The organism is Streptomyces sp. NPDC059477, from assembly GCF_042749375.1.
GTDB lineage: Bacteria > Actinomycetota > Actinomycetes > Streptomycetales > Streptomycetaceae > Streptomyces.
On the sequence record NZ_JBHYUG010000024.1, the window covers coordinates 1 to 17,254 of the forward strand.

At 73.2% G+C, this 17,254-nt stretch carries 14 protein-coding genes; 6 read left to right on the plus strand and 8 right to left on the minus strand.

The window, feature by feature from the left end; all coding sequences use genetic code 11:
* Positions 1-105: 105 nt before the first annotated feature.
* Complete coding sequence (locus tag ACFXAZ_RS15045; RefSeq protein ID WP_384589914.1) at positions 106-747, minus strand: hypothetical protein; 642 nt, start codon at positions 745-747, stop codon at positions 106-108.
* Between the two features lie 178 nt (positions 748-925).
* Between ACFXAZ_RS15045 and ACFXAZ_RS15050 the strand changes: the two genes are divergently transcribed.
* Positions 926-2,407: a helix-turn-helix domain-containing protein gene (locus ACFXAZ_RS15050; RefSeq protein ID WP_384589917.1), complete on the plus strand. Its 1,482-nt coding sequence runs from the start codon at positions 926-928 to the stop codon at positions 2,405-2,407.
* A gap of 7 nt (positions 2,408-2,414) precedes the next feature.
* On the opposite strand, the gene ACFXAZ_RS15055 is transcribed toward ACFXAZ_RS15050, so the two are convergent.
* Positions 2,415-4,157: a pyruvate dehydrogenase gene (locus ACFXAZ_RS15055; RefSeq protein WP_384589920.1), complete on the minus strand. Its 1,743-nt coding sequence runs from the start codon at positions 4,155-4,157 to the stop codon at positions 2,415-2,417.
* Positions 4,158-4,308: 151 nt separating this feature from the next.
* Positions 4,309-5,829: a protein phosphatase 2C domain-containing protein gene (locus tag ACFXAZ_RS15060; protein ID WP_384589923.1), complete on the minus strand. Its 1,521-nt coding sequence runs from the start codon at positions 5,827-5,829 to the stop codon at positions 4,309-4,311.
* A 405-nt stretch (positions 5,830-6,234) separates the two neighbouring features.
* On the opposite strand from ACFXAZ_RS15060, the gene ACFXAZ_RS15065 reads away from it, so the two are divergent.
* The 3 genes from ACFXAZ_RS15065 to ACFXAZ_RS15075 all read left to right on the plus strand — a co-directional run bounded on the left by ACFXAZ_RS15065 (position 6,235) and on the right by ACFXAZ_RS15075 (position 8,307).
* On the plus strand, positions 6,235-7,218 hold the full coding sequence (locus ACFXAZ_RS15065) for a helix-turn-helix domain-containing protein (RefSeq protein WP_384589926.1): 984 nt from the start codon (positions 6,235-6,237) through the stop codon (positions 7,216-7,218).
* A 67-nt stretch (positions 7,219-7,285) separates the two neighbouring features.
* Complete coding sequence (locus tag ACFXAZ_RS15070) at positions 7,286-7,768, plus strand: DUF456 domain-containing protein (RefSeq protein ID WP_384589929.1); 483 nt, start codon at positions 7,286-7,288, stop codon at positions 7,766-7,768.
* Between the two features lie 128 nt (positions 7,769-7,896).
* Positions 7,897-8,307, plus strand: coding sequence for a nuclear transport factor 2 family protein (locus ACFXAZ_RS15075; RefSeq protein ID WP_384589932.1), 411 nt, complete (start codon positions 7,897-7,899; stop codon positions 8,305-8,307).
* Positions 8,308-8,361: 54 nt separating this feature from the next.
* On the opposite strand, the gene ACFXAZ_RS15080 is transcribed toward ACFXAZ_RS15075, so the two are convergent.
* The 5 genes from ACFXAZ_RS15080 to ACFXAZ_RS15100 form a co-directional block, all read right to left on the minus strand.
* On the minus strand, positions 8,362-8,877 hold the full coding sequence (locus ACFXAZ_RS15080; protein ID WP_384589935.1) for a methylated-DNA--[protein]-cysteine S-methyltransferase: 516 nt from the start codon (positions 8,875-8,877) through the stop codon (positions 8,362-8,364).
* The gene (locus tag ACFXAZ_RS15085) at positions 8,877-10,259 is read right to left on the minus strand and encodes a DNA-3-methyladenine glycosylase 2 family protein (protein ID WP_384590115.1); all 1,383 of its coding nucleotides are present in this window, start codon (positions 10,257-10,259) and stop codon (positions 8,877-8,879) included. The genes ACFXAZ_RS15080 and ACFXAZ_RS15085 overlap by 1 nt, the downstream gene beginning before the upstream one ends.
* Positions 10,260-10,472: 213 nt before the next feature.
* Entirely contained in the window at positions 10,473-11,618 is a 1,146-nt protein-coding gene (gene rsgA, locus ACFXAZ_RS15090) for a ribosome small subunit-dependent GTPase A (protein ID WP_384589938.1), read from the minus strand.
* Positions 11,619-11,898: 280 nt separating this feature from the next.
* A complete protein-coding gene (locus ACFXAZ_RS15095; protein WP_384589941.1) occupies positions 11,899-13,464 on the minus strand; it encodes a cellulose binding domain-containing protein in 1,566 nt (521 codons plus the stop codon).
* Positions 13,465-13,820: 356 nt separating this feature from the next.
* Complete coding sequence (locus ACFXAZ_RS15100) at positions 13,821-15,140, minus strand: radical SAM protein (RefSeq protein ID WP_384589944.1); 1,320 nt, start codon at positions 15,138-15,140, stop codon at positions 13,821-13,823.
* A 120-nt stretch (positions 15,141-15,260) separates the two neighbouring features.
* On the opposite strand from ACFXAZ_RS15100, the gene ACFXAZ_RS15105 reads away from it, so the two are divergent.
* Positions 15,261-15,782: a TetR/AcrR family transcriptional regulator gene (locus ACFXAZ_RS15105; RefSeq protein WP_384589947.1), complete on the plus strand. Its 522-nt coding sequence runs from the start codon at positions 15,261-15,263 to the stop codon at positions 15,780-15,782.
* A gap of 157 nt (positions 15,783-15,939) precedes the next feature.
* Positions 15,940-17,253: an FAD-binding protein gene (locus tag ACFXAZ_RS15110; RefSeq protein WP_384589950.1), complete on the plus strand. Its 1,314-nt coding sequence runs from the start codon at positions 15,940-15,942 to the stop codon at positions 17,251-17,253.
* The last annotated feature ends 1 nt before the right edge of the window (position 17,254 follow it).

Consider the following 17,254-nt stretch of genomic DNA (forward strand, 5'->3'; position numbering starts at 1 on the left):
CCCCGCCGACCCCCGTGGCGGCAGGGCGGCCCCCGTGTTCGCGCGCCGTCCCCCCGACGGGGCGCCTCGGCCGGGCCCGGTGACGGGTCCGGCGGGTCCCAGGATTCAGTAGAGCTTGTTGACCGCGGTCGTGGTCGTCCTCTTGAAGGCCCGCACGGGCGCGTCGGAGAAGTCGCCGAGCTGCGCCCAGTCCACGACCGTCACGGTCCGGCCGTCACGGCCCACCGACAGGAGCCGGATATCGGTCGCGCCCCAGGAGGCCGCGGTGTGCAGTCCGTGCACCCGGGCGCCCTCCTCCACCGGCAGCGAGCCGTAGCTCCGGTAGGTGGCCTCGATCTCCGGGTCCGCCTGCTCGATGCGCTGGGCGCAGGCACGGATCTCCCGGTTCATCCGGTCCGCGAGCGCCTTCGCCTTGGTGGCGGTGCCGGTGACGATGGTGAGCTGGCGGGCGCTGGTGTCCAGGTCGGTCCGGAAGGGGCGGTAGCGGGAGTCGTAGCCCGGGAACACATCGTCCAGGCAGAGCCGCAGCTCGTCCGGGACACCGTCGGTGACCTTGCCCGCGGTCCACGCGGAGAAGGGGTGCGGCGGCAACTGGGCCGCCGACAGGAACGCGGGCCCGCGACCGGGCGCGGCGTCGGCCGGGACGGCGGCGAGCACGGCGGCGGTGGTGAAAGCGGCGACGGACAGCGCGGTGAGCGCGGTGAAGCGGCGGGCCTGGATCGGGCGGGCCTGGATCGGGTCGGACATGGAACTCCCCGTGGTGAAGTCGCGCGTCGGCACGAGAGATGACACCTGGCCGGGTCCCGTTCGCGGGTCCCCCCGGCCGGCACCAAGAGCATCGGCAATCCCAGCGGGCGGGCGCAACGGTTCGCCGGCCTGGAACCATCCCAGCCCATCTGACGTGCAGGTACATGAGGTGCCTGGGATGCCGTCCCGGGCCACCTGGCCCCTGTCCACCAGCTCACAGGAACCCGGGAGAACGGTGTCGGCACAGCACGACGACGTCGAGCGGTTCGCGGCGCTGCTGCGGCAGCTGAAGGAGCGGACGGACCGCAGCTACGGTTCGCTCGCCCGGCGCCTGCACATGAACACCTCCACCCTGCACCGCTACTGCGCCGGTGACGCGGTGCCGGTGGACTTCGCCCCGGTGGAGCGGTTCGCCGCGCTGTGCGGGGCGTCGGCACCCGAGCGGCACGAGTTGCACCGGGTGTGGCTGCTGGCGGTGGCGGCACGGCAGCGGGCACGGACCCCTGCGGCGGGGGAAGCCCCGCGGAAGCCCGCCGAGGACGCGGGGCGGGAGGCGGAGGCGGAGAGAGCAGGGCAGGAGGAGCGAGGGGAGCAAGGGGCCGACACGGGTCAGCGGGAGCAAGGGGCCCACGCGGGTCAGGAGGCGCAAGCCGCCGACACGGGTCAGGAGGAGGAAGGGAAGCGGGCGCCGGACATCACCGGCCACCCCACCACCACCCCCTGGTACCGCCGCCGTACGGTCGTCGCCGCCGCCGTCTCCGCCGCGCTGCTGGCGACGCTCGGGACGCTCTCCGCGCTGCCCGCCGGTGAGCGGGCGAAGGTGGTCGACGCGGCGCCCGGGGCCGGGACGGTGACCCGAACGCCGGAGCCGACGACCGGGGTGCCCTCGCCCACGGGCACGACCGGCAGCCCCTCCCCCGTACGCTCCTCCGCCGCCCCTTCCACGACCCCGCCGCGCGAGCCGCTGGCCGCGGGCGGCACGCCGGGAGAGCCGCTCCCTAGGACAAAGTCACCGACCCCGCGGGCCACCGCGCCCACGGGCGTCCCGCTCACCTGGAGCGCCGATTCGCATGCCTGGGCGCTGGGCTGCGGGCACGACTATGTGATCGACCGGCCGCCCGCGCAGGTGCCGCCGCCCCCGGTCGCGCAGGACGCCCGGCCCTGGGCGACGGCGCAGGGCGCGGTGCACGGGAGGAACACGAACGTACGGATCACCGTGCAGGGACGGTCGGAAACGGCCGTGGTGCTGGAGGCGCTGCGGGTACGGGTGGTGGGCCGGGCGGCGCCGGTCCAGGGGAGTTCGTACGCGATGGACCAGGGGTGCGGTGGGTCGGTCACCCCGCGCTACTTCGATGTGGACCTGGACATGGACCGGCCGATCGCCCGCTCGGTGCCCGGCGCCGACCCGGACCGGGAACTGCCCGCGGTGAAGATGCCGTACCAGGTCTCCAGCACCGATCCGGAGGTACTGGAGGTCACGGCCCGTACGGCGGGCTGCGCCTGCGACTGGTATCTGGAGCTGGACTGGTCCTCGCAGGGCCGTACCGGCACGGTCCGGATCGACGACGGCGGCCGGCCGTTCCGGACCAGCGCGGTGGAGGGGCTCGACCGGTACGCGTACGACTACGAGAACCGCCGCTGGGCCCCCTACACCTCGTGAGGGCCGGTCAGGGGCGTGGGACGTTGCGCAGGTTGGAGCGGGCCATCTGGACCATCCGGCCGACCCCGCCGTCCAGCACGATCTTCGACGCGGAGAGGGCGAATCCGGTGACCATCTCGGCGCTGATCTTCGGCGGGATGGACAGGGCGTTGGGGTCGGTGACGACATCGACCAGCGCGGGCCCCTTGTGTTTGAAGGCGGCCTTGAGCGCGCCCGCGAGATCCTTGGGCTTCTCCACGCGCACGCCGTAGGCGCCGCAGGCGCGGGCGACGGCGGCGAAGTCGGGGTTCTTGTTGCCGGTGCCGTACGACGGGAGACCGGCCACCAGCATCTCCAGCTCGACCATGCCGAGGGAGGAGTTGTTGAAGAGGACGACCTTCACCGGGAGGTCGTGCTGGACCAGGGTGAGGAAGTCGCCCATCAGCATCGTGAAGCCGCCGTCGCCGGACATCGACACGACCTGCCGGTCGCGGTCGGTGAACTGGGCGCCGATCGCCATGGGCAGCGCGTTCGCCATCGAGCCGTGGGAGAAGGAGCCGATGATCCGGCGGCGGCCGTTGGGCGAGATGTAGCGGGCGGCCCAGACATTGCACATCCCGGTGTCGACGGTGAACACCGCGTCGTCGGCGGCGAGGTCGTCCAGGACGGAGGCCACGTACTCGGGGTGGATCGGGATGTGCTTCTCGACCTTGCGGGTGTACGCCTTGATCACGCCCTCCAGGGCGTCCGCGTGCTTCTTGAGCATCTTGTCGAGGAAGCGGCGGTTCTTCTTCGGCTTCACGCGCGGGGTCAGACAGCGCAGGGTCTCCTTCACATCGCCCCACACGGCGAGGTCCAGCTTGGAACGGCGGCCGAGCCGCTCGGGGCGGACATCGACCTGGGCGATCGTCACATCGTCCGGAAGGAAGGCGTTGTACGGGAAGTCCGTGCCGAGCAGGATCAGCAGATCGCACTCGTGGGTGGCCTCGTAGGCGGCGCCGTAGCCGAGCAGCCCGCTCATGCCGACGTCGAACTTGTTGTCGTACTGGATCCACTCCTTGCCGCGCAGGGCGTGGCCGACCGGGGACTTGACCTTCTCCGCGAACTCCATCACCTCGGCGTGGGCGCCGGCCGTGCCGCTGCCGCAGAAGAGGGTGACCCGCTCGGCGCGGTCGATGAGGTCCACGAGCTTGTCGATCTCGGTGTCGCCGGGGCGGATCGTGGGCCGGGAGGTGACCAGGGCCGTCTCGACGGGCTTGTCGGGGGCGGGGTGGTCGGCGATGTCACCGGGCAGGGTGATCACGCTGACGCCGCTCTGCCCCACCGCGTGCTGGATGGCGGTCTGGAGCACCCTGGGCATCTGCTTCGGGTGGGAGATCATCTCGCTGTAGTGGCTGCACTCCTGGAACAACCGGTCCGGGTGGGTCTCCTGGAAGTAGCCGAGCCCGATCTCGGCGGACGGGATGTGCGAGGCGAGGGCGAGGACGGGCGCCATCGAGCGGTGGGCGTCGTACAGGCCGTTGATGAGATGCAGATTGCCGGGACCGCAGGAGCCCGCGCAGGCGGTGAGCTTCCCGGTGATCTGCGCCTCGGCCCCGGCGGCGAAGGCGGCGGTCTCCTCGTGGCGTACGTGCACCCAGTCGATGGCGGAGTTGCGGCGGACGGCGTCGACGACGGGGTTGAGGCTGTCGCCGACGACACCGTAGAGCCGCTTGACTCCGGCACGGGCGAGGATGTCGACAAATTGCTCGGCGACGTTCTGCTTGGCCATGAGGTGGTGCCCCTTCGTTCTCCCCGGTGTCCCGGTCTCGTGGATCAGATCCCTCGGTCTCGTGGATCAGATCCCCCGGTCTCCGTGGATGAGATCCCTCGGATCTCCCTGGATCAGATCCCTCGGGTCCATGAATTCACATCGAACGCGGTTACGCCTCCCACACGGCGGCGGCGGTACGGTCGTCGGTGTAGCCCTTGACCCGGACCTGGGTGTCGGCGAGGAACGCGGCGAGGCCGGGCGGGGCGGCACCGGACCAGCGGCCGGTCAGATGGGCGCTCAGCTCCGGCTCCCCGCGCAGCGGTTCGGCGAGGCCGTGCGTGCACATCAGGAGGGTGTCACCCGGGCGGGCCACCGACGCCCGGAAGCGGAAGGGTTCGCGGGGCGGTCCGGGGGCGGGTTCGTAGGGGCTCGGCGGGGCCGAAATACCGGGAATGCCCAGGTCCATGGTGAGCCGGTCGCCCTCGGGGGTCTCGGCGGGCAGCGACCCGAAGCTCATCAGCGGCTCCCCGGGGACATCGGCGACCTGCGGCTCGATGTCCTGCCACGCCCCGTCGCGGAGCCGGAAGAGACCGCCCGCGCCGACGCCGAAGAATATGCGGGTACGGCACGCGGGGTCGGCGGTGAGCAGCAGACAGCGCAGGGTCGCCGCGTACTCCTCCGGTCTCAGGCCCCGGTCGGCGGCCCCGGCCCGGAGTTTGCCGAGGCTGCGGTCGGTGAGGCGGTGCAGGCCGGACTTCAGATCCCCGCGCCGCCCGGCCCGGATGTCCTGTGCCAGTCGTGTGTGGCTGCGGCCGACCGCCCGCGCTATCCACTGGCACGCCTCGGCCGCCGCCCGGTGCGCCGCCGGGGTGGCCCGCGCGCCGCTGGCCATCGCCACCAGCACCAGCGCGTCCGCCCCGGCGCCGAACCGCGCGGTGAGCAGCGCGTCCCGGCGCGGCTCGCCCCGATAACGGGCCGAGTCCCCGCGCACGGACGCCGCCCGCAGGGTGCAGGCCCCGTAACGGGCCCCGTCGAGCACCGTGTCGGCCACCAGATCGGCGAGGTCGTCGGGGTCGGCGAGGGGGAGCGCGGTGGGGTCGGGGTCGTAGGTGGGGGGGCCGGTGCCTATGTAGGCGAGAGAGGCGACAGCGGGGTGAGGGGGGTGGGAGGGGTGGGGGGCAGTGGATTCCGGGGGGTGCCCGTGGGGTTCCGGGGTGGCCGGTGGCGGGGGTGGGGGTGGCGGTGGCGGTGGCGGGAAGGTGGACGGGCCGTTGGGGGTGGGGAGGGGCGGTTCCCACGGGGCGCGTTGGCGGATGAGGCCGGTGGGGTGGGGGGTAGAGGGCGCGGGCGGTAGGGGTGGGACGGGCGGGACGGATGGTGCCGGCGGTCGCTGCGGCGCGGACGGTATCGGCGGTACGGGCGGCGGTACGGGGACGGAGGACCCCTCAGGCCCCACGGCTGCCCCCTTCTCCCTCTCCTCCCCCTTCTCCCCCTGCTCCGCCTTGTCCTCCCCCCGCTCCGACCTGGGCGTCGTCACGGCTCCCGATGCCGAGGCGAAGCGGTCGTCGAGGGAGTCGGCGGCGGACGTGGGGCCGGTGTCCTCGGTGGCGTCGGCGTCGGCGTCGGCGTCGTACAGCTGTCTCCACCAGTCGTCCTCGTGACCGGTGGGACTTCCCCCCTGTTGGCTCATGCCCCTAATTGTCCACCGCGCGGGCGTCAGGAAAACGGGGCATGCGGAAAATATGACGTACTCGTGCGCGTCGAACGGTCTGCCGGACGCGTGGCCGAACGGGCGTCACCGGCCCAGGAGTCGGGCGCGCGGCGGGCCAGGTGAAAGGCCGTCGGGCGGCTCCACCCCCCACGGGAGAACCGCCCGACGACAGCCGGGGGGCGTACGGCACGCGGGCGCGCGTCGATTCGGCCGAAAAGGCCTGCTTGACGGTGGCCGGTGACGTATGTCGCCGTGGCCCCACCTTGGCAGAGTGACAGGCAGTACGGCGATGATGTGCCGAGGCGGGTTTGCGCCGTGGCCAGTTTCCGCCACGGCCGGGGAACCCGTCCGACGAGGTCGTACTTGCGGGAGGGGCGGCGCCTGATGCTGGCGGCGATAGGGCTGGACGAGACACACGAGTCGGCGTACCGGACGTTGGTGACGGTGGGTGCGGCCGATGTGCCCGATCTGGCCCGGCGCCTCGCGCTGGGCGAGCGGGACACCGAGCACGCGTTGCGCCGGCTCCAGGCGCGAGGGCTGGCCGCGCAGTCCTCGTCGCGCCCCGGCCGGTGGGTGGCGGCCCCGCCCGGTGTCGCGCTCGGCGCGCTGCTCACCCAGCGGCGGCACGAGTTGGAGCAGGCTGAGCTGGCGGCGGCGCTGCTGGCGGAGGAGTACCGGGCGGCGGCGGCCGAACCGGCGGTGCACGATCTGGTCGAGGTGGTGAGCGGGGCGGCGGCGGTCGCGCAGCGGTTCCTCCAGTTGCAGCTCGGGGCGAGTGACGAGGTGTGCGCGCTGGTGACCGGGAACCCGGTCGCGGTGACGGGTATGGAGAACGACGCGGAGGAACAGGCCACCGGGCGGGGGGTGCGTTACCGGGTGGTGGTGGAGCGCGCGGTGCTGGATCTGCCGGACGGGATCACGGAACTGACGGCGGCGCTGGGCCGGGACGAGCAGGTGCGGGTGGTGGACCGGGTGCCGACGAAGCTGGTGGTGGCCGATGGTTCGCTCGCGCTGGTGCCGCTGACCTCGCACACCACGGAGCCCGCCGCGCTGGTGGTGCACGCGAGCGGGCTGCTGGAGCTGCTGTCGGGGCTGTTCGAGTCGGTGTGGCGGGACGCGCTGCCGTTGCGGCTGGGCGCGGCGGGGGTGATCGAGCAGGGCCCGGACGAACCCGATGCGACGGATCTGGAGATCCTCTCCCTGCTGCTGGCCGGGCTGACGGACGCGAGCGTGGCCAAGCAGCTGGATCTGGGGCTGCGGACCGTGCAGCGCCGGGTGAAGCGGCTGATGGAGCTGACGGGGGTGTCGACCCGGCTCCAGCTGGGCTGGCACGCGTATGAACGGGGCTGGGTGGCGCGGGAGCGGTGACGTGCGCTTCCGTGCCGGGCCGGTTGGCTGACCTGCGCGCTCGGCGCGGCTCCGGCACTCTTGGCAGATGGGAGTCTGGGAACTCCTCCTGGTCGGCTTCGTGCTGCTGCTCGGCCTGTGCGGAGTGCTGGTGCCCGGGGTACCGGGGTCGTGGCTGGTGTGGGCCGCGATTCTGTGGTGGGCGCTGAAGAATCCGGCGCCGGTGGCCTGGGGGGTGCTGGTCGGGGCGACGGTGGTGCTGCTGCTCGCCCAGGTGGTGCGGTGGGCGCTGCCGCCGAGACGGCTGAGAGAGTCGGGGGCGACGCCCCGGATGGCGGTGTGCGCCGGGGTGGGGGCGTTTCTCGGCTTCGTGCTGATCCCGGTGGTGGGGGCGATCCCCGGTTTCCTGGGCGGGATCTATCTCTCCGAGCGCCTGCGTCTGGGCCGCCACGGCGAGGCGATGGCCGCCCTGCGCACGGCGATGCGGTCGGGGGGCTCCAGCGTGCTGGCGGAGCTGTTCGCCTGTCTGCTGATTCTCGGGGCGTGGGTGGGGGCGGTGATCTGGGGGTGATGTGTGTGCCGGGGGGGTGTGACCAGGCGGTGGATAGTTCACTGCTACCCCCACCACCACCGCCGCCACCACTGCCACCACCACCGCCACCACCATCGCTCTCGCTATCGCTGGGAAAGGGCAATGCCATGGACATGGATGCGGACTCCCGGACCAGGGCCGCGATCGAGGAGCATTGGCGGGCCTCGGAACGCGCGGACACCGAAGCCGAGCACGCGATCTACGCCACGGACGCGATTCTGGACTACCCGCAGTCGGGTGAGAGGTTCCGGGGCCGGGAGAGGATCGCGGCGCAACGCGGTGGGCATCCCGCCGACCGGCATTTCACCGTCCGGCGGATCACCGGACATGGGCGGCTGTGGGTGAGCGAGTGTGTCATCACCTACGACGGTGTGCCGTCGTACTCGGTGAGCGTCATGGAGTTCGCCGACCGGCTGGTGGTGCACGAGACGCAGTACTTCGCCGACCCCTTCAGCGCGCCGGCCCGGCGGGCCGCGCTCGCGGAGCCGATGCCGGGCCGGACCATCGCCGGAGCCTGACGGCGAGGACTGTGGAGGGAGTGCGGCCGGAGTACGGACGGACGGATCGGGGCCTCAGTGGACCGACCCCTCCAGCTCCAGCAGCCGCAGCTTGCGGTCCAGGCCGCCCGCGTATCCCGTGAGGGAGCCGTCGGCGCCGATCACGCGGTGGCAGGGGCGGACGACGAGCAGCGGGTTGGCGCCCACGGCGCCGCCGACGGCCCGGACGGCGGCCCGGGAGGCGCCGACGCGGGCCGCGATCTCGCCGTACGTCGTCGTCGCCCCGTACGGCACGGTGTCCAGGGCGTGCCACACCTGCTCGCGGAAGGGGGTGCCGGGCGCGCGCAGCGGGAGCCGGAATTCCTTCAGCTCCCCGGCGAAGTAGGCGGCGAGCTGCTCCTCGGCCGGGCGGAACAGCGCGGGGTCGTGGGTCCAGCCCTCCCCCGGCGTGCGTCCGCCCTTCTGGCCGGGCACGGACAGCGAGGTGAGGGTCCCGTCCGGGTCTGCGGTCAGCAGCAGTCGCCCGAGGGGGCTGTCGAGGTGGGTGTAGTGGACAGGGGGGACGGGGGTGACGGGGGTGTTCATGGTCATCACTCCAACTCTCCTGCGGTGCGCAGGTGTCGTACGGCGTACGAGCGCCAGGGGCGCCAGCTGTCGGGGGTGTCGGCGCCGGGTGGCGCCACGTCGGGGTCGCCGAGGGCGCGGGTACGGATCGCGGCGATGACGGCCGCGTCCAGGCCGGGCAGTGCGCGCAGCGCCGCTTCGGCGCCGTCCCGGTCGGCGCCGGGATCGAGGCGTACGGTGCCGTCGGCGAGGGCGGTGGTGAGCGCGCCCAGGGGGGAGCCTGGCTCGGCGGCGGCGAGGACGCCGGGCTCGGGGAAGAGGTGGGTGAGGCTGCCGCAGGGCGCGTCGAGCGTCTTGCCGTACCGCTGGACCAGTTCCTGTGCGCCGGAGGGGCCCGCCAGGGCGCGTACCGCCAGTTCCTCGGGGTCGGCGGCGCCGGGTGAGCGCAGGCCCGGCCGGGCGGCGACGAGCGGGGCGAGCCGTTGGTCGGCGCCGAGCCGGGTGTCGACGGCGTACGGGTCGGCGTCGAGGTCGAACAGGCGGCGCAGCCGTTGCACGGCGGTGGTGAGATCGCGCTGGTCGGTGAGGTGCAGCAGGGCGTCCAGCCAGCCGCCGGGGTGGGTGGCTGTGCCGGAGCTGCCGGTGCGCTCACCGACGGCGGCGATGCCGGTGCCGTAGGGGAGGCGCAGGGTGCGGCGGTAGGTGCGGGCGCCGGGCGGGCCGGTGACCGCCTCGACGCCGGGCACGGCCTCGTGCGCCAGCAGGTCGAAGACGGAGGCGGCGTGGTACGGGCCCCGGTGGGCGAGCCGGAGCGGGATCCCGGCGGTGGGGGTGCCGATGGCCCGGTGGGTCTTGGGCGCGGCGGCGCGCAGTGCGCTCGGGGTGAGGGCGTAGATCTCGCGGATCGTGTCGTTGAACTGGCGCACGCTGGCGAATCCGGCCGCGAAGGCGATCTCGGTGATCGGCAGGGTGGTGGTCTGCAACAGCACGCGTGCGGTGTGCGCCCGCTGGGCGCGGGCGAGGGCGACCGGTCCGGCGCCCAGTTCGGCGGTGAGCTGGCGCTGGACCTGCCGGGCGCTGTACCCGAGCCGGGTCGCGAGGCCGGCGACGCCCTCGCGGTCGACGACGCCGTCCCGGATCAGCCGCATGGCCCGGCCGACCACGTCGGCGCGGACGTCCCAGTCGGCGGACCCGGGCACCGCGTCCGGCCGGCACCGCCGGCAGGCCCGGAACCCGGAGCCCTGCGCGGCGGCGGCCGTCCGGAAGAACCGCACGTTCCGCCGCTTCGGCGTGACGGCCGGGCAACTGGGCCGGCAGTAGATCCCGGTCGTCGCGACCCCGAAGAAGAACGCCCCGTCGAACCGGGCGTCCCGACTGCGAACGGCTTCGTACCTGGTCTCTTCGTCCATCACGAGACCCAGTGTGCGCCGGGAAGGTCGGATACGGCTGGCGGAAATCGGACGCGGGGGTCGGAGGGTCGGGGGACACCTGGACCCGGGGGGCCGCACCCCGACCCGAGGCCGCACCCCGACCCGAGGCCGCACCCCGACCCGAGGCCGCACCCCGACCCGAGGCGGAGCGCGCAGCGGCGCGGCTCCGCCCCCTCCCCTGTCGGACGTCGGCTAGCGCTGTCGGCCCCGCTTGGCCTCCTGTGCCGCGCGGCCGATCGCGCCCTTTCGTTTCCAGTCCTTGCGGATCTCCGCGCGGACTCGGGCATCCGTCTTGGCGACGATCCGCTGGTTCTCGCGCAGGAGCTTGCGGTAGCTCTCCAGGCGGCGGGCGGGGAGGGCGCCGGAGTCGATGGCCTCCTGGACGGCGCAGCCGGGTTCCGACTCGTGGGCGCAGTCGTGGAAGCGGCAGCGCGCGGCCAGTTCCTCGATCTCGGAGAACACCTGTCCGACGCCGGTCTCGGCGTCCCAGAGGCCGACGCCGCGCAGGCCGGGGGTGTCGATCAGCACCCCGCCACCGGGCAGCGGCAGCAGGTTGCGGGTCGTGGTGGTGTGGCGTCCCTTGCCGTCGGCGTCGCGGGTGCCCTGGACGTCCATCACCTCCTCCCCGACGAGCGCGTTGGCCAGGGTCGATTTCCCGGCCCCGGACTGGCCGATCAGCACGGACGTGCCGTCGCCGACGACCGCCGCGAGGACGTCGACGCCGTCCCCGCCCACCGCGCTGACCGGCAGCACCGGCACCCCGGGCGCGGTGGTCTCGACGTCCTGCACCAGGTACCCGAGCGTCGCCGCGTCCGGCACCAGATCGGCCTTGGTCAGCACCACGACCGGCTGTGCGCCCGACTCCCAGGCGAGGGCGAGGAAGCGTTCGACACGGCCGAGGTCCAGTTCGACGGCGAGCGAGACGGCGATGATCGCGTGATCGACGTTGGCCGCGAGGATCTGCCCCTCGGACCGCTTGGACGAGGTGGAGCGGACGAACGCCGTACGGCGTGGCAGGTACGCCCGGACATAGCGCGGATTGCCGCCGGGCTCCACGGCGACCCAGTCGCCCGTGCACACGACCCGCATCGGATCGTGCGGCGTGACGAACGCGGTGTCGGCGCGCAGCGGCCCGGCGGCGGTCAGCACATCGCACTGGCCGCGGTCGACCCGGACCACGCGTCCGGGCAGCAGCCCCTCGGCCGCGTAGGGGGCGAACTCGGCCGCCCAGGCGTCGTCCCAGCCATAGGGAAGGAGGGTGGGGAGGGTGGGGAGGGTGGAGAAAACAGCGGAAACCGCAGAATCCGCGGAGTTCGCCGAAGCAGAGTGGGGAGTCAACGGGGACCCTTCTACATGCGGTCCCGGCGTGCGCGTACGCGCGGTGAGGTCAGCCGGTGACCGCGGAGGTGGACGTGATGGTGTGCGGGATGCGGGCAGCGCCCAGCGCAGTGACAGCCATCTGTCGACACCTCCTGACTCTTTCGTCGGTACGTCGGTACGTCGGTACGGCTCCGGCGGTGGCCCAGTGGGCCCGCCGTCGTTCCCCCAAGACTTTAGCCCGGTCCTCCCGGGGCCCGTCAACGCGTTTTCCACCTGCGGTTTCCCCGTCCACCGCGGGTCAGCGCGTCACGCACTCCCGCCCGTTGAGGGTGAAGTCGTGGGCCGGTGCGTTGCCGTCGTCCAGGAGAGCGACGAAGCCGAAGGCGAGCGAGCCACCCGCCGGGACGGCCCGGTTGTAGTGGGCGGCGCGTGCCGTCACCCGGGGGCCGTCCTGCACCGGGCGAGCGTCCCACATCGTGGAGATCCGCTGGCCGTCGCGGAAGCTCCAGCCGACGGTCCAGTCGTCGAGGGCGTGTTCGGTGCTGATCTCGACGGTGGCCTCGAAGCCGGTGGACCACTCGCTCGTCACGTCGTACGTCACCCGGCAGCCGCTCTCGGGGCTCGCCTCCACCCCGCCGGTGCCCCCGGGCGCGGCGGTCGCCGTGGAGGTGGAGGTGCCCTGGGGTTCCGGGTCGGGGTCGTGGTGGGCGGGTGGTGCGGTGGAGGCGGCGGGGGTGGGGGTGGCAGCGGCGGTGGGGGGCGGCGACTGCGACGGGCGGGGTGTTTCCGAGGGATCCGACAGATCCGACAGATCCGTCGGTCCGGCCGGATCCGTCGGTTCGGACGGCTGCGGCGACCCGTCCGGCTCGGTCGCGTCCGGGTCGGCGATGGGCACCCGGTCGAGGGCGTCGCCCTGGGCGGCGGCGTCGCTCCTCGCGCCACCGAACGGCATCAGGGAGACGCCGAGCGCGATGACGGAGACGAGCACCGCCCCGGCGAGCAGTCCGCCGCGCAGCACCCCGATCCGGCGCGGGTCCGGCGTCCGGCGGGCACCGGCGCTCGCGGCCTGTCCGGCGGCGAGCCGGACCTCGGCGGCACGGCGGCGGCGTTCGAGGTAGGCGAGGCCGCCCCAGCCGAGCACCCCTCCGGCGAGCGCGGCGGGCAGTCCGCCGCCCTGCACCCGCAGACAGGCGGCGGCCTCCGCGCAGTGGGCGCAGCGGGCGAGATGGCGGGAGAGGTCGTCGGGGGTGTTCGCGACGGCGGTCCGGGTGACGGCGTCGAGCATCCGGGCGTAGCCGCGGCACTGCGGGTCCATCGGGCGGTCGAGATGGTTGCGTAAGGAGCGGTCGCGGAAGAGCGCGCGCACCTCGGTGCGCTCCTCGGCGATCCCGGCCGGGTCGAGTCCGAGGCGGGCGGCGACGACGGGCAGCGGCTGCGCCTCGACCTCGGTCAGCCACAGCAGGGCGGCGTCGGGCCGCTGCATGTCCTGGAGGCCGCGCAGCGCGAGCGGGCGCTGGGCCGGCGTTCCGGCGGTGTGCCGCACGGCCTGCCCGGAGGTGAGCCACAGCCGTAGCTCGGGGTCGAGCCGGTGGCCCTGGCCGCGGCGCTCCCAGTCGGCGGCCGTGTCACGAACCGCGCAGAGCAGCAGGGGGATGCGCGGCAGGGCGGCAGGGCAGCGTCCGGCATCGTGGGCGCCGCCGCCGGTTCGGGCCTCCCGGATGCCGTGCGCGAACGCCTCGGTGGCCAGTTCCACGGCGGCGTCGGAGCCGCCCGTGCACAGGTCCGCGTACGAGAGCACGGCGTCCCAGCTCTCGTCGAACTCCGCGGCCTCGGTGGCGTTCTGGGGGAGCGGCAGGTCTGGCATGGGTCTCCTGCGTCCAGAGCGAGGGCAACTCATCCTATGGATACGGGAGTTATAGGGAACCTCGCGGGCGCTGCCGACCCTTTCACGTTTCCACCACAACTGACAAGCCAGGCATCCAATTAGCCGCCTCCGGTGCCCCGCAGGTCTCCACGTGTCTCCCGTGTCTCCCGTGTCTCCCGTGTCTCCTGTACCTCCCGTGTCCCACACCCGCGAGGGAGCCACTGTCCGGGTCGCACCCGGCGCTCGGGGCGTCGCCCTCGGCCGGCGCGCGTCGCTCCCGTGGATACGCCTCCGGCCGCGGCCTACCGATGACCAGCGCCGCGGCCGGCGTCACCTACCGGCCCACGCCCCGCGTCTCACACCTCCACCGGCTCCTCGGCCGGAAGGCTGTCCATGAAGGAGCTGACGGAGAAGACCGCGCGGCCGGGGCCGGGCTTGCCGTAGCCGGGGGGCGAGGCGAGGCCGAACTCGTCCATGGTGGCGCGGTACGCCTCCAGCAGCCGGATGTGATACTCCAGCGGGGCGCCCTGCGGGTTGGCCTTGCCCAGCGGGGTGGTCGGCTCGGGGCACCAGGTGGTGAAGCGGGGCGTGATGCCCCGGGACATGAAGAAGCGCAGGCCCTCGGTGGTCGAGGCGATGGCCTCGTCGACCGTCTTGAAGCCGAACGGCTCGGCCATCTCGACACCCGCGACGAAGTTCGGGATGACATTGCGGGCCCCGAAGACCTCCGCCGACTCCAGGATCCGCTTGTGCCACACATCGCGGCCGACGTACCGCTCCTTGCCGGGGCAGAACATCTTGAACAGATACTCGTCCCACACCTCGTAGTTGGGGTGGTAGATCTGCACGCCGTAGTCCTTGAAGCGCTGGACGTCGGCGCGCGGCAGCGCCTGGGCGACCACCTTGCCGATCCAGCGGCCCGGGAAGCGCTCCTCGATGGCCTTGGCGTAGTGGCCGTAGAAGTCGGCCTCGTCACGGCCGGAGACGGTCTTGGTGATGGCGCCGCCGGTGAGGGTGTAGGCGGTGGACGCCTTCGCGGTGTCGTACCGGTCGATGATCTCCAGCGCCTCCAGCACCTCCTCCACGTCCTTGACGCCGGTGTACGGCCGCCCGGCCGCCTTGTGCTGACGCCAGTTGTGGTTGATGTCGCAGTACTGGCACTCCTCCTTGGCGCCGAAGTACTGGCAGACCCGGAACACCGTGAGGTAGATGAGGTAGCCCCACTGGATGGTGGGGGCCACCTCCATCACGGACTTTCCGTTGGAGAGGGTGTGCTTGTAGTACTCGGGCATCGGCGGCACGCCCACGTCGGCGATGCGCTTGCCGTCGAGGTAGAGGCCGAGGACGCCGGCGTCGTCGGCGGCGACGCGGTAGGGGGAGGCCGGGTTCACCCGGACCGAGACGACCGTGCGACGCAGATCGTAGGGGCCGCCGGTGAGGATGATCTCCTCGGGCGGGCGGCGCAGCGCGGCTTCGCCCAGCTCGGGCAGGGTGCCGTGGTCGAAGGAGAAGATGAAGTACGACTTCGGCTTGACCTCGCCCCCCTCGTTGTCGCTGAGCGCCGACGGATCGAAGGCGAGACCGCCACGCAGGAGATCCTCCTTGAAGACCGCCTCCCGTGGCACATGCGGGAAGCGCTCCATCAGATCCTCGACGAGCGCGGTGCGGCTGCCCATCCTTGTCTCCTCCCTGCGGCGGTGTTCGACTCTTCACGGTATGCCCCCGGCTCCGGCGGGCGTGCGGCCGGGTCCGCCGGAGCGTTGACGCTTCTGACAGTTTTCGTCAGAGTCGTCAGTATGACCAAACGGGACGACATCGCGGGGGCGGCGGTCGCGGTCTTCGCCCGCCATGGTTTCGCCCACACCTCGATGGATCTGATCGCCCGGGCCGCCGGTGTGTCCCGCCCCGCCCTCTACCAGTACTTCCGCAACAAGCACGATGTCTTCGCGGCCGTCGCCGAGTGTGCGACCGGCCGGATCGTCCGGGCGGCCGAGCGCGCCCGGGACGCCGACGGCACGCCGGCCGACCGGGTGCACGGGGTGCTGCTGGTCAAGCTGGACGCGGCCGGGACCGACGGGGCGTCCTTCCCGCCCGAGCTGGTGGCCCAGGCGGGCGCGATGGGCGTGGCCCCGGCCGACGACGAGCTGGTCCACCTCCTCGCCCAGCTCCTGGCCGGGACGCCCGAGCCGCTGGAGACCGCCGCCGTCCTGCTCGCCTCGACGGCCGGCATCGCCCGGTCGGACGGCGGCCCCGAGGTACAGCACCGCAGGCTGCGCCTGCTGGTGGACCTGGTGGTCGGCGGTCCGACGGTCCGCTGACCCCGTCCATCCGGCCGAGGCGAAGCGCGGCCCGGCAATCGCCCGACCCGGCCCGGCCCTCCCCCGGCCAGATGCGCGGCCCGGCGATCCGCCGACCCGCCCGCCCGGCCAGGGTGATGTGATGATCACGACATGTCCGCCGGGGAGGGATCACCAGATGACCGGGACGAACGGGACCACGGGAACGACGGGAACGACGGGGCCAGCGGGGGCGGCGGGGACGGCAGGGGCCGTCACCAACTGGGCCGGGAACATCACCTACACCGCCGGGCAGGTGCACCGGCCGTCCACCCTCGACGCTCTCCGGGCCCTGGTCGCCTCCGCCGGGCGGGTGCGGGTGCTGGGCAGCGGGCACTCCTTCAACACGCTCGCCGAGCCGGGCCCCGGCGGTGTCCTGCTGTCGCTCGACGCGCTGCCGCCGGTGCTCGACGTCGACACGGACGCCCGTACGGTCCGGGTCTCCGGGGGTGTGCGGTACGCCGAACTCGCCCGTGCGGTGCACGCCCGTGGCCTCGCCCTGCCCAACCTGGCCTCGCTGCCGCACATCTCGGTGGCCGGTTCGGTGGCGACCGGCACCCATGGCTCGGGGGTAGGCAATGGGCCGCTGTCGGACGCCGTACGGGAGGTGGAGCTGCTCACGGGCGACGGTACGACGGTGACGATCGGCCGGGGTGACGCCCGCTTCGGCGGCGTGGTCACCGCGCTCGGCGCGCTCGGCGTGGTCACCGCGCTCACCCTGGACCTGGAGCCCGCGTTCGAGGTCGAACAGTGGCTCCGCACCGAACTGCCGCTGACCGGAACCGACTTCGAGGCGGTGCTGACGGCCGCGTACAGCGTGAGTCTGTTCACCGACTGGAAGGCGCCGGGCTTCCGGCAGGTGTGGGTCAAGCGGCGTACCGATCAGCCGCTGCCGGAGCTGCCCTGGGGCACGCCCGCGACCGAGGCGCTGAATCCGGTGCCGGGGATGCCCGCGGGCAACTGCACCGAGCAGCTCGGGGTGGCGGGGCCCTGGCACGAGCGGCTGCCGCACTTCCGGGCCGAGTTCACGCCGAGCAGCGGTGACGAACTCCAGTCCGAGTATCTGATGCCCCGGGAGCACACCGCTGACGCGCTGGCCGCGCTCGACGCGCTGCGGGCCGAGCTCGGGCCGGTGATCCAGACCTGTGAGGTGCGCACGGTCGCCGCCGACGGGCAGTGGCTGAGCCCGAGCCACGGCCGGGACACCGTGGCGGTGCACTTCACCTGGGTGGCGGACACCGCCGCCGTCCTGCCGGTGGTGCGGCGGGTCGAGGCGGCGCTGGACGGTTTCGCGCCCCGGCCGCACTGGGGGAAGGTGTTCGAGATGCCGGGCGCGGTGGTGCGCGAGCGCTACCCGCGGTTCGACGACTTCCGGGCGCTGGTGCGGGAGCTGGACCCGGAGGGCAGGTTCACCAACGCGTTCGTACGGGGCTTTCTGCCCGCCCTGCCGTGAC

Coding starts and splice junctions, on each gene's coding strand:
- ACFXAZ_RS15105 (WP_384589947.1), top strand. CDS start 15,261: ATGACCAAACGGGACGACATCGCGGGGGCGGCGGTCGCGGTCTTCGCC.
- ACFXAZ_RS15060 (WP_384589923.1), bottom strand. CDS start 5,829: ATGAGCCAACAGGGGGGAAGTCCCACCGGTCACGAGGACGACTGGTGG.
- ACFXAZ_RS15085 (WP_384590115.1), bottom strand. CDS start 10,259: ATGGACGAAGAGACCAGGTACGAAGCCGTTCGCAGTCGGGACGCCCGG.
- ACFXAZ_RS15045 (WP_384589914.1), bottom strand. CDS start 747: ATGTCCGACCCGATCCAGGCCCGCCCGATCCAGGCCCGCCGCTTCACC.
- ACFXAZ_RS15100 (WP_384589944.1), bottom strand. CDS start 15,140: ATGGGCAGCCGCACCGCGCTCGTCGAGGATCTGATGGAGCGCTTCCCG.
- ACFXAZ_RS15070 (WP_384589929.1), top strand. CDS start 7,286: ATGGGAGTCTGGGAACTCCTCCTGGTCGGCTTCGTGCTGCTGCTCGGC.
- ACFXAZ_RS15075 (WP_384589932.1), top strand. CDS start 7,897: ATGGACATGGATGCGGACTCCCGGACCAGGGCCGCGATCGAGGAGCAT.
- ACFXAZ_RS15080 (WP_384589935.1), bottom strand. CDS start 8,877: ATGACCATGAACACCCCCGTCACCCCCGTCCCCCCTGTCCACTACACC.
- ACFXAZ_RS15095 (WP_384589941.1), bottom strand. CDS start 13,464: ATGCCAGACCTGCCGCTCCCCCAGAACGCCACCGAGGCCGCGGAGTTC.
- ACFXAZ_RS15050 (WP_384589917.1), top strand. CDS start 926: ATGCCGTCCCGGGCCACCTGGCCCCTGTCCACCAGCTCACAGGAACCC.
- ACFXAZ_RS15055 (WP_384589920.1), bottom strand. CDS start 4,157: ATGGCCAAGCAGAACGTCGCCGAGCAATTTGTCGACATCCTCGCCCGT.
- ACFXAZ_RS15065 (WP_384589926.1), top strand. CDS start 6,235: ATGCTGGCGGCGATAGGGCTGGACGAGACACACGAGTCGGCGTACCGG.
- ACFXAZ_RS15110 (WP_384589950.1), top strand. CDS start 15,940: ATGACCGGGACGAACGGGACCACGGGAACGACGGGAACGACGGGGCCA.